The sequence below is a fragment of the Patiriisocius marinistellae genome (assembly GCF_009014635.1).
Classification (GTDB): domain Bacteria; phylum Bacteroidota; class Bacteroidia; order Flavobacteriales; family Flavobacteriaceae; genus Patiriisocius; species Patiriisocius marinistellae.
The window spans coordinates 233417-247202 of record NZ_BKCF01000005.1 but is presented as its reverse complement, the minus strand read 5'-3'; the positions used below and the strand labels follow the sequence as shown (position 1 = coordinate 247202).

Below are 13786 nucleotides of genomic sequence, written 5' to 3'. Positions count from 1 at the left end.
TAGATTTTCGCAATGTTACAAAAATTATTCCTTTCTATCTCTTCGGAAATATAAATGGATTAAAACACACGTTATTCTTTTACCAATCCTTTTAAGTATTCTGGAGCTTTCTTCTGAAATATATCAAGAACAAGCTCGTAGTTTTCATTTTTAAATTCGTTTTCAAGTGTTGTGGTTTCGACGCAGAACAAAACAAAATCAAACGCTCTATTTTCAGGAATTCCAAAAGCCTCTTCAAGCAAACTAGGCATGTACCCATGTAAAATGTTTGCTACGGCTGCATCTTGTGATTGCCATTTCCGAAGTAATTTTAAATTTTTATAATAACCTGAAAGATATTTGTAAAGCGCCTCAACATCAACCGAAGTTATACTAACAACACCACCTAAAACTGGAGGTATTTTTTCCTCAGGTTTTCCTTTAAAGCCTGGAATGCCTACATCATCAAAATTAAAGGGGTCATCTGTTTTTACATTTTTTATATCATTTGCTAAATCACCCGTCAATCTATGCCCTAGATATACCTCATCTAGTTCGTTTAAAATGGGTACAAGTGTCACCTCTATATGTTTAAAATTATAGTTTTCTTCTGTGATTACAGCTTTACGAGTATAATAATTAACTGCCGAAAAAACTAACGTATCATTTTTAAAAGCTTCTATTTCAAAGTTTCCGTTTTGGTCTGTTATGGTGTTAAATCTTGAGGTTGTGTTATAAACTTGAATGGACTCAACATCAATATCGTTAGTTAAAACACCTTTTATAACAACTTGTTGCCCAAGCGTATTAATTGCTGGACAACAGAACAATATTAAAATTAAAAGGTATTTATTTTTCAATATATTCTAAATATTCTTTACTCTTTTCAAACATGAAGTTGAGTAATAATAGTTCGTTTTTTGGATCAAAATAATCAAGTGGAACTCCATCCTCTTGAACATAATAAAAGAAATCAACAATTGCTTCTTGAGGAATATCATAGTTGTCCATCAAATACTCATCTGAAAATCTTTTTCTTGTCTCTTTGGCAATAAATTCTTTTTCTCTTAATAGTTGATCTGCAGTCTTATTTTTTTCTGGTCTTCCAAAAAGTACATACTTTAGTAGTTTTGCACCGCCTATTAAATCTAATCCATTTTGTGTTTGTCCATTATGATAGGCATTATTTGCAGCCGTACCACTAATGCCTACATCTGAATTAAAATTAGAGGTATATTGAAACATTAATTCTTCATAAGACAACTCAACATCCTTCGCAGGGTCATTAAAGCTAATATCTGCCTTATTCTTACTTAAGTTTACCTCATCTAGTTCATTTAAAATTGGCTCAAGAGTAATCTCCATTGTTTTACTCGTGTAGTTATTTCGAGATACGTTATATCTAAATGTAAAATAATTTATTGCAGAAAATTTTAAAACATCAAATTTATCTGCTTTAATTTCAAAGGCTCCATTTTCATCTGTAAAAGCAATTGAACCAGACGTTTCATTCATAATTTCTATACCACCAACATCTACAGTATTTGTCAATTGTCCTTTGATTTTTTCTTGTTGAGCTAACATAGAAAACGCTGTAAAAGAACTAATTAAAAGTATGGAAATTTTATTTTTCAATTGTTCTAAGATATTCTTTACTCTTGCCTGTCAAATAGTCCAGTAGTAATAGTTTATTTTCGGGTTTTAAATACGTGGGCGGGATGCCACTTTCTTGAACATAATACACAAAATCTGTTGCCAACTCAGCGGGTATATTATAATTTTCTGTTAGAAATTGGTTTGTAAATCTTCCTCTTATTCCATTTGCTATTAACTCGCTTTCTATTTGTAATTGTGAAGCAGGTTTTTCCTTTTCAGACCTTCCGAAGATAAGATTTTTCAACAGCCCTAAACCTCCTATTAAATCACCACCATATTGTTGTTGCCCATTATAGTAGGCATCTTGAGCAACATTACCTTGTATTGCAGTAACACCATCTGGTGCAAATTCATACCCAAACTCTAATTGCTCATAAGATAAATCCCAACCTTGATTAGGGTTAAAAGTGTTAATTTTGCCCACATCTACGGCAATGTTTCCAGAAAGGTCATAAGGTCTTATAATTACCTCTTTCAATTCATTAACCATTGGGTTTAAATAGATACGCACTTGCATATTATCAATAATACCTTTATCAACTATAACCTTAAAACCCACATATTGTAATGAAGTAACTTCTAACCGCTCATTAATTGCCATTTCAAGTTTAAATTCGCCATTGGCATCAGTAACTGTTCCTTTTTGAGATGAAATATTATAGACGTGAATACCTTCAACAATATCGCCTACGGGTGCAGTAATATAACCATTAACTAAAACACGTTGTGCTTCCTGTGCTATGATGCAAGAAGGCACCAAAAGCAAATACAAAAATATGGTTGTTAGTTTCATTGGTCTGGTTCTTTGTATAAAGTTCGGAAATCTATTGCTAGCAATCTGTTACATTTTGTTAAAATTTTAAGCAAGATACCTACCTTTACACATATTTAAATACGAATGAAAAATTTAATCGTTGCAAGTACTTCCACTATTTATGGAAGTGGTTACCTAGAATATCTTGAAGAAGTTTTAGTCAAACACTTTAAAAATACTAATGAAATTCTATTCATCCCATTTGCTAGACCTAGTGGAATTTCACACGACACATACACTGAAAAGGCTGCAACATTTTTCCACAAAATCAACAAAAAGCTCGTAGGCATTCACACTTTTGAAAATCCTATTGAAGCCATTAAAAATGCAAAAGGAATTTTTACTGGTGGCGGGAACACATTTCTATTAGTAAAAAAAATGCACGACCTAAAATTAATGGCACCCTTAAGAGAGATGCTACTTGAAGGAACCCCCTATTTAGGAACCAGTGCAGGTAGCAATCTCTGCGGTGTTACTATGCAAAACACAAACGATATGCCTATTGTTTACCCACCTTCTTTTAAGACTTTAGGTGTCATCCCTTTCAATATAAACGCACACTTCCTCGACCCTTCACCTACAAAACACATGGGTGAAACCCGCGAAACTAGGATTAAAGAATATCATACTCAAAACACAGTACCCGTTGTGGGCCTTCGCGAAGGAAGTTGGCTAGAGGTTAAAGGTGAAAACATAACTTTAAAAGGACATTTATCTGCAAGGGTTTTTGAACAAGCTAAAGAAGCTTATGAAGTGGAAAAACTAACCAAGCTTACATTTTAGATTCTCATTTTATCTATTAAAGTTCTTTCACAAAATGATATCCTTTAGCAACAAACCCTTGATTATAATAAAATTTATGTGATGGAAAATTATGTACATATGTATTAAGTTCCACCCAACGGCATTTTTTTGAAGCGGCATATCCATATATAAATTGCATTAATTGATCACCTATTTTTTTTCCTCGGAAATTTTCTTCGATTACCACATGGTCTATTTCCACACTTTTACCCGCATAATGCCTTGTTTGAAACCACATGCCGCAAATGCCTATTAACTTTTCCTCGTAGGTGATGGCAATACACTCATAATTTTGAATACTCATTTCGAGCACTCTTTCTTTTAAAATAGCTTCTGGAACTTTATGGTCTCCAATAACGCCTAAAAGTGGAATGATTTTTAATATTTCAGAAGGAGGAATAATGGAGAAATTAGCCGTCATAATTCTTAAATTATAGTAATTTTAAAGCACCTCAATATACATAATGAAAAGAAAAGATTTTTTAAAAATAACAGCAATCGGTGGTTTTGGTTTAAGCATATTTCCGCAGTTATCATTTAACGCATTACAAGAAGAAACATTTACCCGAAATCAATTAATAGGAAAGGGCAATCCAGATATAGTGGGCGATAGTTACACAAGTAAAATGCACAAAGAAGCAAAGGCAGCATTTTCAAAAATGAAAGAAGCCGCATTAAAAGAAAACCTAAAAATCGAAGTAGTCTCAGCTTACCGAAGTTTTGAGCGACAAAAAGAAATTTTTGAAGGCAAATATAATCGCTTTACAAAACAAGGGTTGACGCCACAAGCTGCAATTTTAAAAATTATAGAATATTCCACAATTCCTGGGACGTCTCGCCATCATTGGGGAACAGACATTGACATCATTGACGCAAATCCACCGCGGCCTAAAAGTGTTTTACTTGCAGAAAATTTTCACGGTAAGGGTCCGTTCTGTAAATTAAAAGAATGGCTTAATGAAAACGCTTCTGGTTTTGGATTCTATGAAGTGTACACAGATAATGCTAATAGAAAAGGTTTTAAATACGAACCGTGGCACTTTAGCTATGCACCCGTTTCAAAACCTATGTTAAAAGCTTATAAAGAGCTTGATATTAAAACTATTCTTTTAGATGAAAAAGTAAAAGGCAGCACGTATTTTACCGATGAATTTATAGCTGCATATCGAAAAGAGAATGTTTTAGATATAAACCCATTGCTTATTTCGTAAATTGAATTGATAAAAATATACCCTTTAAAATTATAATTATGAGAGGCAGTTGGAAAATACGCATCATTATTGGACTTCTAATCGCAGGATATACTTACTGGCAATACAACAGTAGCAAGGAAGTAAATAAATATACTGGCAGAGAACAAGCAATGGCGCTTGAACCGCAGGAGGAGATTGCTATGGGACTTCAATCTCGCAATCAAATGGCACAACAACACGGTGGTTTATATCCAGATGAAAGCGCACAACAAACCGTTGACAGAGTAGGAAAAAGACTTGTAGACAGCTCTATGGCAGCGGGCAGTGAATATGTGTATGAATTTCACCTACTCGCTGATGACCAAACAATTAACGCTTTTGCATTACCGGGTGGTCAAATTTTTATAACCTATGCCCTATTCTCACAATTAGAGACAGAAGATCAACTCGCAGGGGTACTTGGGCATGAAATAGGACACGTTCTTGGGAGACACTCCAGTGAACGCATTGCAGATGCTGGACTTTGGGAAGGGCTCGCTCAAGCTGGCTCTGTAGGTGCAGACATGGGAGGAATGATTGCAAATATGGGACAAAATAAACTACTCACTAATGGACGTGATGACGAATTAGAAAGTGATGATTTAGGCATTCGGTTTATGATGAAAGCTGGCTATGATCCTTACCAAATGATGCAAGTAATGGAAATTTTAAAAGCCTCTGCAGGACCTAATCGCGTGCCCGAACATAAAAGCACACACCCAGACCCTGATAATAGAATGGAAAAAATAGAAGCTTCTATCCAAAAATATAAAACGGAGCTTGGTCTTTAGTTACAAGCAAGCAATTGTCATATTAATAATCAAAACTTTTCCCATTAAACAAAGCTAAAAAACTCCCCCCTAATGGGTTTTGTCTATAAAACATAACGCTGATACTTTTGGCTTTCAACCTTAAAACCAAGAGTATGAAACATTTATTTTATTTTTTATTAGCATCAACACTAGTATTTACATCTTGTAATAAAGATGACGATGGAGATACTAATGACACCTCATCAAACGAGGCAAGTATTATAGGAACATGGAAATTAGCATCAATTACTGACAACGGAGTACCCGAAGTTCTAGATTCCTGTGATTTAGAAGATTTTTACACATACAGCTCAAATGGGTCTGGAGTTAATAATTACAATTATGGAGATAATTGTGAAATTTCAGACACAGATAACTTTACGTATACCATTAACGGTAATATGTTAACTTTAAATTTTGGTGATGGCGATTCAGAAACTGCAGAAATCACCACCCTAAATGAATCAACATTAGCATATTCATATTCTTTTACAGAAGAAGGTACAACCTATCTCTCTGTAGAAACGTATACAAAGCAGTAAATTAAAATTTATCAAAGATTAAAACCTTCATTTATATTGTAAGTGGAGGTTTTTTTAGTTCTTAGTATCTTTGAAAAAAAGCAAACACTACTATGAACAAAAATGTAATTCTTCTAATTTTAGATGGTTGGGGCGTCACACAAGACCATAAAGTTTCAGCAGTAGCGCAAGCACAAACTCCATTTATAGACTCCCTCTACACAAAGTACCCACACAGTACATTATTGACTCACGGAGAGCACGTAGGACTTCCCAATGGTCAAATGGGAAATAGTGAAGTAGGACACATGAATTTGGGCGCAGGACGCATTGTCTATCAAGATTTAGCAAAAATTAATCTCGCACTTGCAAAGGATACACTCAAAGATGAAACTGTTTTAAAAGAGGCATTTTCATACGCAAAAGCACATGATAAAAAAGTACATTTTGTTGGTCTAGTTTCAGATGGCGGGGTTCATTCACACATAAATCATATTAAAGGGTTACTCACTGCTGCAAATAACGCTCAGCTTAAAAATGTATTTGTGCATGCATTTACTGATGGTAGAGATGTGGATCCACAATCTGGCGCAGGACATATAAAAGCACTTGAGCAGCATATGGAAAAAACCACTGGAAAGCTTGCTACCGTTATTGGTCGCTACTTTGCAATGGATAGAGATAAAAGGTGGGAACGCATAAAAAAAACATACGATTTGTTATGCTTCGGAAAAGGGACTGCAACAAATAATCCTTCTTCGGAAATATTAAAATCATATAAAAATGGAATTACTGATGAATTCATCGAACCTATTGTATGTACCGAAAACACAGAACCAATAGCCACAATCGGAAAAGACGATGTTGTAATTTTCTTTAATTTTAGAACAGATAGAGGAAGAGAATTAACCGAAGTCTTATCTCAACAAGATTTTGAGGAATTTGGAATGAAAAAGTTGCCGCTTTATTTTGTAACACTTACTAATTATGACGAATCCTTTAAAAACATTAAAGTAATTTATAACAAAGACAACCTCACTAAAACACTTGGAGAAGTTCTTGAAGCCAACGATAAAACTCAAATTAGAATTGCTGAAACAGAGAAATACCCACATGTAACCTTCTTTTTTAACGGTGGAAGAGAGGAACCTTTTAAAGGAGAAAAACGCATTTTATGTCCATCGCCAAAAGTAGCAACGTATGACCTAAAGCCAGAAATGAGTGCTTATGAGATAAGAGATAAAATTATCCCAGAAATTGAAAACAAAACTGCAAACTTTATATGTCTCAATTTTGCTAATCCAGATATGGTGGGTCACACAGGTGTATTATCTGCAGCTATAAAAGCTTGTGAGACTGTAGATGTTTGTACAAAAAGCATTGTGGAAGCTGCCATACAAAATGATTATACCACAATAATCATTGCAGACCACGGTAATAGTGAAACTATGCGTAATGAAGATGGATCTCCTAATACAGCACATACTACAAACCCTGTCCCACTTATTTTAGTGGATAAAAAAATTGAACATATAAATAATGGTGTTTTGGGAGATATTGCACCTACAATTTTAAAATTAATAGGAATAGAACAGCCAGAAGAAATGACACAAAAATCACTTTTATAATGATAAAATCCATGTATAAAATAACACGCTACTTAATATTAAGCTTTTTAATGATTTCGTTTTTTGCTTGTAAGAACACTACAAAGCAAAAAACAGCACAAGAAAATCAATTGACAGAAATTTCAGAAAAAAATGGTATTAACACCTTAATTGATGATCCAGAAAATCAAGGTGACAAAATGCTTTTAGGAGCAATAAATAAAAAAGGTTTAAGTGATTTAAAGATGTTTCCTTGGATGGATGAAGAAATGAAAAGCTATGAGCCAGAAGCTACAACTTTAAAAAAAATTAAAGAAAACCTTAGCGGGGTAAAGATTAAGGCGTTCATGGGCACTTGGTGCGAGGATAGCCAGCGTGAAATTCCTAGACTTTACAAAATTCTTGAAGCAACAGATTTTGATCTTTCAAATATGGAAATTGTTGCCGTTTCTCATGACAAAGAAACACCATCTGGTTTTGAAAAAAACCTAAATATTGAATTTGTGCCAACTCTTATATTTTACAAAAATGATAAAGAATTAGGAAGGTTTGTAGAATATGCGCAAGAAAATCTAGAAACAGATATACTTAAAATAATTACCGGAGCTACATATAAACATGCTTACCAAGAATAATTTGTAGCTAGATGGCTTAATTCTTTGTAGTTTTGTAGCCAACTAACTTATTTTCTAAATGAATTTAACATTAAACATAGCTGTCGATTTTGATGGTACTATTGTAGAAGATGCCTACCCAAAAATAGGAAAGCCAATAATCTTCGCTTTTGATACGATTAAAAAATTACAAGATAAAGGACATAGAGTTATTCTCTGGACGTACCGAAAAGGAAAAGCTCTTGACGAAGCTGTTGCTTTTTGCAAAGAAAATGGAATTACATTTTACGCTGTGAATATGAGTTTTCCAGAAGAAGAATTTGATGCTGCATACAGCCGTAAAATAAATGCAGATATTTTTATCGATGATAGAAATATTGGCGGCATGAAGAGTTGGGGGGAAATATATCAAGAAATTACTGGTGGCGCTCCACCAGCACATCAAATGCCTAAGAAAAAAGGGTGGTTTAAATTTTAAGAGTACATGATTATAACAAAATCTAGAGAAGAGATTGAATTAATGCGCGAAGCTGCACTTGTGGTATCAAAAACCCTAGGAATGCTCGCTACAAAAGTGAAGCCTGGTGTAACAACAAATGAGTTAAACACATTAGCAGAAGCATACATAAGAGAACAGGGAGCTGTCCCTGGATTTCTTGGTCTTTATGACTGCCCTTCTACCCTTCTTACAAGTGTAAATGAAGCCGTAGTCCATGGACTACCTACAGATGTACCTTTAAAAGAAGGCGATATTGTAAGTATAGATTGTGGTGCTATAAAAAATGGTTTTTATGGAGATCATGCTTATACTTTTGAAATTGGAGAGGTAGCTCTTGAGACTAAAAAATTATTACAAATTACTAAAGAATCATTATACGTAGGTATTCGCGAATTAAAGACTGGTAATCGCGTGGGTGATGTAGGTTTTTCAATTCAAAAATATTGCGAAGATCACGGTTATGGTGTTGTTAGGGAACTTGTGGGACATGGACTAGGAAGAAAAATGCATGAAGATCCAGAAATGCCTAATTACGGCCGTAGAGGTCGTGGCAAAAAATTTATAGAAGGAATGACTGTTGCCATAGAGCCTATGATTAACCTTGGAACTAGACGCATAACACAATTACCAGATGGCTGGACTATAGTAACTCAAGACGGCAAACCCAGCGCGCATTTTGAACATAATATTGCAATTATTGATGGAGCACCTCAACTTCTTTCAACATTTGATTATGTATATGAAGCCCTTGGTATTAAAAGCAATGAAGAGGATGAATTTAAAGTAAAAGTGCAATAGCTTACATTTGTTTAGTTGCTGTAATAAAAAACATGTTTAAATTTTTTCTTAACCTATTCCCAAGAACCTTTCTTATTCGCATAAGTTATTTGGTGCGACCTCTTGTTGCATTTTTTTTAAGAGGTGACAAATACTTAGACCCCATAGATGGTAAATCTTACCGTAAATTTTTACCCTATGGATATGCTCGCGTACGTGAAAATGTTCTGGCTCCGGGAACATTATCACTAGAAAGGCACAGATTATTCTGGGTGTATTTAAAAAATGAAACTAATTTTTTTACCGAAAATTTAAAAGTTTTACATTTTGCACCAGAGCAAGCATTTCTTCGGAAATTTAAAAAACTGAAAAATATTGACTACACCACTACAGACCTTAACTCTCCAATAGCAGATGTAAAGGCAGATATTTGCGCACTGCCATTTAAAGATAACAGCTACGATTTTATTATTTGCAATCATGTTTTAGAACATATTCCAGACGATACTAAAGCAATGCAAGAATTGTATAGAGTACTTGCTCCAGGAGGCATTGCAATACTTCAAGTTCCTTTAGAAAATGAGCGAGCAGTTACTTTTGAAGACAACACCATTACTGATCAAAAAGAACGCACAGAAATCTTTGGCCAATACGACCATGTACGCGTTTATGGAATGGATTATTTTGATAAGTTAAGATCAATAGGTTTTAATGTTGAAGCTTTAGATTATACCTTAAAAATATCTAACGAGGATATTGAGCGCTATCGTATTGCAAAAGGTGAGTTACTTCCTGTTTGTAGAAAACTAGTTTAATATCATTTTTTTAAAACCTTCAGTGATGAAAATCTGAGAGATATTTGACGCATCTTGATACGTTAAATAGGCTTCCACATCTTCGGTTTCTGAGAGCATTTTTTTAGCACGTTCAAATCCCATAGCCATGCACGCTGTGGCATAAGCATCTGCCATAGCGCAAGTGGGGGCTATAACTGTTGCACTGGTAACATCACTTTGTTCCGCAAGACCAGTCAATGGGTTGATAGTATGTACAAACTTTTTACCCGTAGTTTCATCAACTCTAAACTTGCGGTAATTACCAGATCCAGCCATTCCCTTATCTTCTATTGCTATTACAACTGTGGCAATTCTATCTTCAATTTGAGATGTTGTGGATTCTACTCCTGCGGTCCATGATTTATTTTTTGAAATGTTTTGACCTTTTGACAACACCTCTCCACCCAACTCAATTATATAATTTGTTATGTTGTTTGCTTCTAAGAAATTGCCTAGGCAATCAATACCATACCCTTTTGCAACTGCATTAAAATCAAAATAAATATTTGGGTTTTCTTTATAAATAGTTCCATCTGCATTAACTCGCACTTTTCTAAAACCTACTAAATTTTTTAAACTATCCAAGCGTTCGCCGCTTATTTGACTCAACGGTGTATCTGTTCCAAAACCATAGGCATTACGTAATGCCCCTACAGTTGGATCAAAATAACCTTTAGAGTTTGTATAGACAATATCCGAAATTCGCATCACTTCTTTAAAAACAGCATCGACAACTACGGTAGAATCCCCTTGATTAATTCGTGAAATGTCACTCGTAGGAATATAAGTACTAACAGATTTGTTTACGGCATTTATAACAGAATCAACCCCTTTTTGGGCATCAAAAATTTCAGAAGAAAAATATTGAATCGCATATGTAGTACCAAAGGCATTTCCTTGCAGCACTTGGTATTTAGGTGTCGTATCTTCATTACAACTTAGTAACAAAATACACGCTAAGGTGATGTAAAGTAGTTTCATTTTATTTCTTGGAGTCCGTTATAAACCATAGTGTATTCTTCGTCTTTGACAACCTCTTTTGCATAGTCAGTTCCATTTCCTAAACCCACTCCCGCGTAGTATGTTTTTGCATCAAATTTGTTCCCGTGCTCTTTTATAGTTTGCATAAAAATGGGGTCGTATACATTTGCATCCTGCGGATAAGAGACCGCCCGAACAATAACAAAGTGCAAATCTTTATTCTTAAGCCCAACAAATTGTGGATCCTTCCCTATTTTGCTATTTACACCAAGAAACTCAAAGCCTTGCGCTTTCATATCTTCCCCAACAATATTCATTGCGAGATTATGTAATTCTTGTTTTGATAGTAGTTGTGACATATTGATGTTATAAAATACAAAAATAAAGTAATGAAATTAATCAGCTATTAACAGGAAATCAAAAAATAAGATTTAGTTTTTTAATATGACAAAAGAAAAGAATTAAAATACTGTATTACAGGTAAATACGTATAATTACGTATTGTAATTGAGAATACAGAAGTCTATATTTACATTTAACCTTATAAAACTTTATCAATTATGAAAAAAGCACTTTTATATGCAGGAGCACTACTCGTTGCAGGGATGTCCTATGGGCAGAACGATAGTGATGTAAATCAGACGGGGACAAATGAAGCTACCATTGACCAAATGGGATACAATACTTCTGTAGCAAACCAAACTGGGAATAGCACTGCCTTGGTAACCCAAATTGGTGGCAATGGTGCTACTACGGGGTCAATAATAAATAATAATTCCTTAATCAACCAAACCGGAGGCAATGATGTAATTTTGTCTCAATCTGGAGATGGAAATGATTCTAACATACAACAATCTACATTACCAGGAGCAGCAACTAGCAGAAACTTAGTAACTTCTGAACAGACAGGCCTCTCTAATGATAGTGATGTGGTACAAACAAATGAAGGTAACTTTTCTCGCATGCGCCAAACTGGGAACAACAACATTATTATTATAGATCAAGAAACTCCTGCTGCTGGATTTACAACCCCTTATAATGTGGTAGATGCCTTTCAAATTGGAGATAACAACATGGTCAACAATGACCAGGACAATGGTGGCAACAGTCATTATACTTTTCAATTTGGTAACAACAATGCTGTCGTATCTAGCCAATCTAGTGATGTTTCTGGTCCCGTAATAACCACAAGTCCCATAATGGCCTCAAATGGATATCTTCAAGAAAGTCGTGTTATACAATCTGGTGATTTTAATTTCACAAATATAGCGCAAGATGGCTCTAATCAAATCTCAATGTTATTCCAAGATGCAGATGGACTTGCTGGGGACCCTTGGACAAATGAGGCATATATAGATCAAGATGGGTATAATAATTTTTCTGAGATAAATCAAAGAAATTTCTCTACGGGTTCTCCTTTTTCTGCAAATAACACAGCAACTCTTACTCAAAACGGAACTTTAGGCTTATTAGGAAATATAAGTAATATAGACCAACAGGGAGCAAATACAGCGACAGTGAATCAAAACAACTAAGCTTTAAATCAATTAAAATTTCCAAGTGCATTCTTACATAAGAGTGCACTTTTTTTATTTTATTTATGGGCAGTTGTTATTCCGTAGAAATTTGTGGTTGATTTATAGTTTTGTTTTCTTCGGAAATTTTAAAGCTCGAAGCAATCAAATTTGATTAAAAATTAAGAAGTCAAAACGAGAAAAAACAAATAGTGCTATTTAAACCTCATAAACTGAGAATCATTAAAGTAATAGGTAGGGATTTCTAAAAAACCGTTCATCTCTAATTCAAACCAAGGACTTATAGATGTGTCATTAGGATTTTTTATTATGTGAACACTTTGAGCAGGAGTATTTCCTTGAGCAAAAATAAACAAACGATTCCCATCTCTGTTTTCTGCGATATCAACAATCATAATAACGTGTCCCGGACTTCCAGGTTTGATGAGCATATCACCTATTTGTAATTTTGAAATTGCATTGACCGGGGGTAATTCGTCAAACAATGACTGTGTCCCTGAATAGGTATAAATGAGATTAAGATATTTATAAAAATTTTGTTTTGTATAGTTTGCAGCTGCTCTCTTTTTAAAAGTAACCTTATTGCCATTAACTTTAGGTCGATAACCTTCTGCATATTTTGACCAGTTACAATAATGTCCCGAAGTAAAATTGAAGCCTATTTCTCCCTTTCTGTTATTATCCCACAAATACTCTGCACGAATACGCATTAACGCATCTGCACATTGTTGTAATCCATTTGATGGTACTGGAATTTCTAATATGCCTACATGACCGCTTTGATATATATACGGGTTTCCATCATAGTTTATCACTGGAGCTCCGAAAGGTTTTAAGATATAATCTTGAAGATAACTTGCGAAAGAATTGACTTCTGTTGTCGTCCGCGTATAACCTTTGGGTAACTTTATTCTATTTGAAACAGTTAGTCCAGCTTCGTTAATATAATTTATAGGCATCACATACGTTAAAGCGGTATGTTGAATGACATTTCCTTTTTTTGTACCGAAGAAAAAGAAGCTCGCTCCTAGTACTATAATTAACAGTAGTATCCATTTCTTCATTTATAGATAACTGTCAATGAAGTACAATTATTTTATAGCCTTAATATTTCCGAAG

The 13786-nt window shown here is 34.4% G+C and carries 17 protein-coding genes; 10 read left to right on the top strand and 7 right to left on the bottom strand.

The window, feature by feature from the left end:
* Positions 1 to 71: 71 nt before the first annotated feature.
* From GB234_RS13010 to GB234_RS13000, 3 genes are read right to left on the bottom strand one after another with little or no spacing between them, the layout of a single operon-like run.
* Positions 72 to 809 carry a carboxypeptidase-like regulatory domain-containing protein gene (locus GB234_RS13010; RefSeq protein ID WP_172966890.1) on the bottom strand — a complete coding sequence of 246 codons (738 nt, stop codon included), beginning with the start codon at positions 807 to 809 and terminating at the stop codon, positions 72 to 74.
* A 19-nt stretch (positions 810 to 828) separates the two neighbouring features.
* Positions 829 to 1614 carry a BamP family beta-assembly machinery protein gene (locus GB234_RS13005; protein ID WP_172966889.1) on the bottom strand — a complete coding sequence of 262 codons (786 nt, stop codon included), beginning with the start codon at positions 1612 to 1614 and terminating at the stop codon, positions 829 to 831.
* Positions 1604 to 2428: a BamP family beta-assembly machinery protein gene (locus tag GB234_RS13000; RefSeq protein ID WP_151895011.1), complete on the bottom strand. Its 825-nt coding sequence runs from the start codon at positions 2426 to 2428 to the stop codon at positions 1604 to 1606. The genes GB234_RS13005 and GB234_RS13000 overlap by 11 nt, the downstream gene beginning before the upstream one ends.
* Before the next feature lie 105 nt (positions 2429 to 2533).
* Between GB234_RS13000 and pepE the strand changes: the two genes are divergently transcribed.
* The gene (pepE, locus tag GB234_RS12995; RefSeq protein ID WP_151895010.1) at positions 2534 to 3232 is read left to right on the top strand and encodes a dipeptidase PepE; all 699 of its coding nucleotides are present in this window, start codon (positions 2534 to 2536) and stop codon (positions 3230 to 3232) included.
* Between the two features lie 16 nt (positions 3233 to 3248).
* Here pepE and GB234_RS12990 read toward each other — a convergent pair whose 3' ends face one another.
* Entirely contained in the window at positions 3249 to 3674 is a 426-nt protein-coding gene (locus GB234_RS12990) for a GNAT family N-acetyltransferase (RefSeq protein ID WP_151895009.1), read from the bottom strand.
* A 43-nt stretch (positions 3675 to 3717) separates the two neighbouring features.
* Between GB234_RS12990 and GB234_RS12985 the strand changes: the two genes are divergently transcribed.
* From GB234_RS12985 to GB234_RS12950, 8 genes are all read left to right on the top strand, one after another.
* Positions 3718 to 4464 (top strand): M15 family metallopeptidase, encoded by a 747-nt coding sequence (locus GB234_RS12985; RefSeq protein ID WP_151895008.1) that lies wholly within the window; start codon positions 3718 to 3720, stop codon positions 4462 to 4464.
* Between the two features lie 35 nt (positions 4465 to 4499).
* Positions 4500 to 5276, top strand: a complete 777-nt coding sequence (locus tag GB234_RS12980) for a M48 family metalloprotease (RefSeq protein WP_151895007.1) — start codon at positions 4500 to 4502, stop codon at positions 5274 to 5276.
* A gap of 134 nt (positions 5277 to 5410) precedes the next feature.
* A complete protein-coding gene (locus GB234_RS12975) occupies positions 5411 to 5839 on the top strand; it encodes a lipocalin-like domain-containing protein (protein ID WP_151895006.1) in 429 nt (142 codons plus the stop codon).
* Between the two features lie 92 nt (positions 5840 to 5931).
* Positions 5932 to 7446, top strand: coding sequence for a 2,3-bisphosphoglycerate-independent phosphoglycerate mutase (gene gpmI, locus GB234_RS12970; RefSeq protein WP_151895005.1), 1515 nt, complete (start codon positions 5932 to 5934; stop codon positions 7444 to 7446).
* 50 nt (positions 7447 to 7496) lie between these two features.
* A complete protein-coding gene (locus GB234_RS12965) occupies positions 7497 to 8060 on the top strand; it encodes a TlpA family protein disulfide reductase (RefSeq protein ID WP_208997329.1) in 564 nt (187 codons plus the stop codon).
* A gap of 58 nt (positions 8061 to 8118) precedes the next feature.
* Positions 8119 to 8517, top strand: a complete 399-nt coding sequence (locus tag GB234_RS12960) for a BT0820 family HAD-type phosphatase (RefSeq protein WP_151895003.1) — start codon at positions 8119 to 8121, stop codon at positions 8515 to 8517.
* Positions 8518 to 8523: 6 nt separating this feature from the next.
* On the top strand, positions 8524 to 9336 hold the full coding sequence (gene map, locus GB234_RS12955; RefSeq protein ID WP_151895002.1) for a type I methionyl aminopeptidase: 813 nt from the start codon (positions 8524 to 8526) through the stop codon (positions 9334 to 9336).
* Positions 9337 to 9368: 32 nt separating this feature from the next.
* Positions 9369 to 10130 (top strand): class I SAM-dependent methyltransferase, encoded by a 762-nt coding sequence (locus GB234_RS12950; protein WP_151895001.1) that lies wholly within the window; start codon positions 9369 to 9371, stop codon positions 10128 to 10130.
* Here the strand turns inward: GB234_RS12950 and GB234_RS12945 are convergent.
* Together GB234_RS12945 and GB234_RS12940 are read right to left on the bottom strand one after the other, a co-directional pair.
* Positions 10122 to 11132, bottom strand: coding sequence for an FAD:protein FMN transferase (locus tag GB234_RS12945; protein WP_151895000.1), 1011 nt, complete (start codon positions 11130 to 11132; stop codon positions 10122 to 10124). The genes GB234_RS12950 and GB234_RS12945 overlap by 9 nt on opposite strands.
* Entirely contained in the window at positions 11129 to 11491 is a 363-nt protein-coding gene (locus tag GB234_RS12940) for a DUF8840 domain-containing protein (protein WP_151894999.1), read from the bottom strand. The genes GB234_RS12945 and GB234_RS12940 overlap by 4 nt, the downstream gene beginning before the upstream one ends.
* A 201-nt stretch (positions 11492 to 11692) precedes the next feature.
* Here GB234_RS12940 and GB234_RS12935 point away from each other — a divergent pair, with 201 nt between their 5' ends.
* Complete coding sequence (locus GB234_RS12935) at positions 11693 to 12667, top strand: hypothetical protein (protein WP_151894998.1); 975 nt, start codon at positions 11693 to 11695, stop codon at positions 12665 to 12667.
* A 194-nt stretch (positions 12668 to 12861) separates the two neighbouring features.
* Here GB234_RS12935 and GB234_RS12930 read toward each other — a convergent pair whose 3' ends face one another.
* On the bottom strand, positions 12862 to 13731 hold the full coding sequence (locus GB234_RS12930) for a DUF4846 domain-containing protein (protein ID WP_151894997.1): 870 nt from the start codon (positions 13729 to 13731) through the stop codon (positions 12862 to 12864).
* Between the last annotated feature and the right edge of the window lie 55 nt (positions 13732 to 13786).

Bases quoted from the DNA above. Each gene is read 5' to 3' on its own strand.
- GB234_RS13000 (WP_151895011.1), bottom strand. From the start codon at position 2,428: ATGAAACTAACAACCATATTTTTGTATTTGCTTTTGGTGCCTTCTTGC.
- pepE (WP_151895010.1), top strand. From the start codon at position 2,534: ATGAAAAATTTAATCGTTGCAAGTACTTCCACTATTTATGGAAGTGGT.
- GB234_RS12990 (WP_151895009.1), bottom strand. From the start codon at position 3,674: ATGACGGCTAATTTCTCCATTATTCCTCCTTCTGAAATATTAAAAATC.
- GB234_RS12985 (WP_151895008.1), top strand. From the start codon at position 3,718: ATGAAAAGAAAAGATTTTTTAAAAATAACAGCAATCGGTGGTTTTGGT.
- GB234_RS12975 (WP_151895006.1), top strand. From the start codon at position 5,411: ATGAAACATTTATTTTATTTTTTATTAGCATCAACACTAGTATTTACA.
- gpmI (WP_151895005.1), top strand. From the start codon at position 5,932: ATGAACAAAAATGTAATTCTTCTAATTTTAGATGGTTGGGGCGTCACA.
- GB234_RS12965 (WP_208997329.1), top strand. From the start codon at position 7,497: ATGATTTCGTTTTTTGCTTGTAAGAACACTACAAAGCAAAAAACAGCA.
- GB234_RS12960 (WP_151895003.1), top strand. From the start codon at position 8,119: ATGAATTTAACATTAAACATAGCTGTCGATTTTGATGGTACTATTGTA.
- map (WP_151895002.1), top strand. From the start codon at position 8,524: ATGATTATAACAAAATCTAGAGAAGAGATTGAATTAATGCGCGAAGCT.
- GB234_RS12950 (WP_151895001.1), top strand. From the start codon at position 9,369: ATGTTTAAATTTTTTCTTAACCTATTCCCAAGAACCTTTCTTATTCGC.
- GB234_RS12945 (WP_151895000.1), bottom strand. From the start codon at position 11,132: ATGAAACTACTTTACATCACCTTAGCGTGTATTTTGTTACTAAGTTGT.
- GB234_RS12940 (WP_151894999.1), bottom strand. From the start codon at position 11,491: ATGTCACAACTACTATCAAAACAAGAATTACATAATCTCGCAATGAAT.
- GB234_RS12935 (WP_151894998.1), top strand. From the start codon at position 11,693: ATGAAAAAAGCACTTTTATATGCAGGAGCACTACTCGTTGCAGGGATG.
- GB234_RS12930 (WP_151894997.1), bottom strand. From the start codon at position 13,731: ATGAAGAAATGGATACTACTGTTAATTATAGTACTAGGAGCGAGCTTC.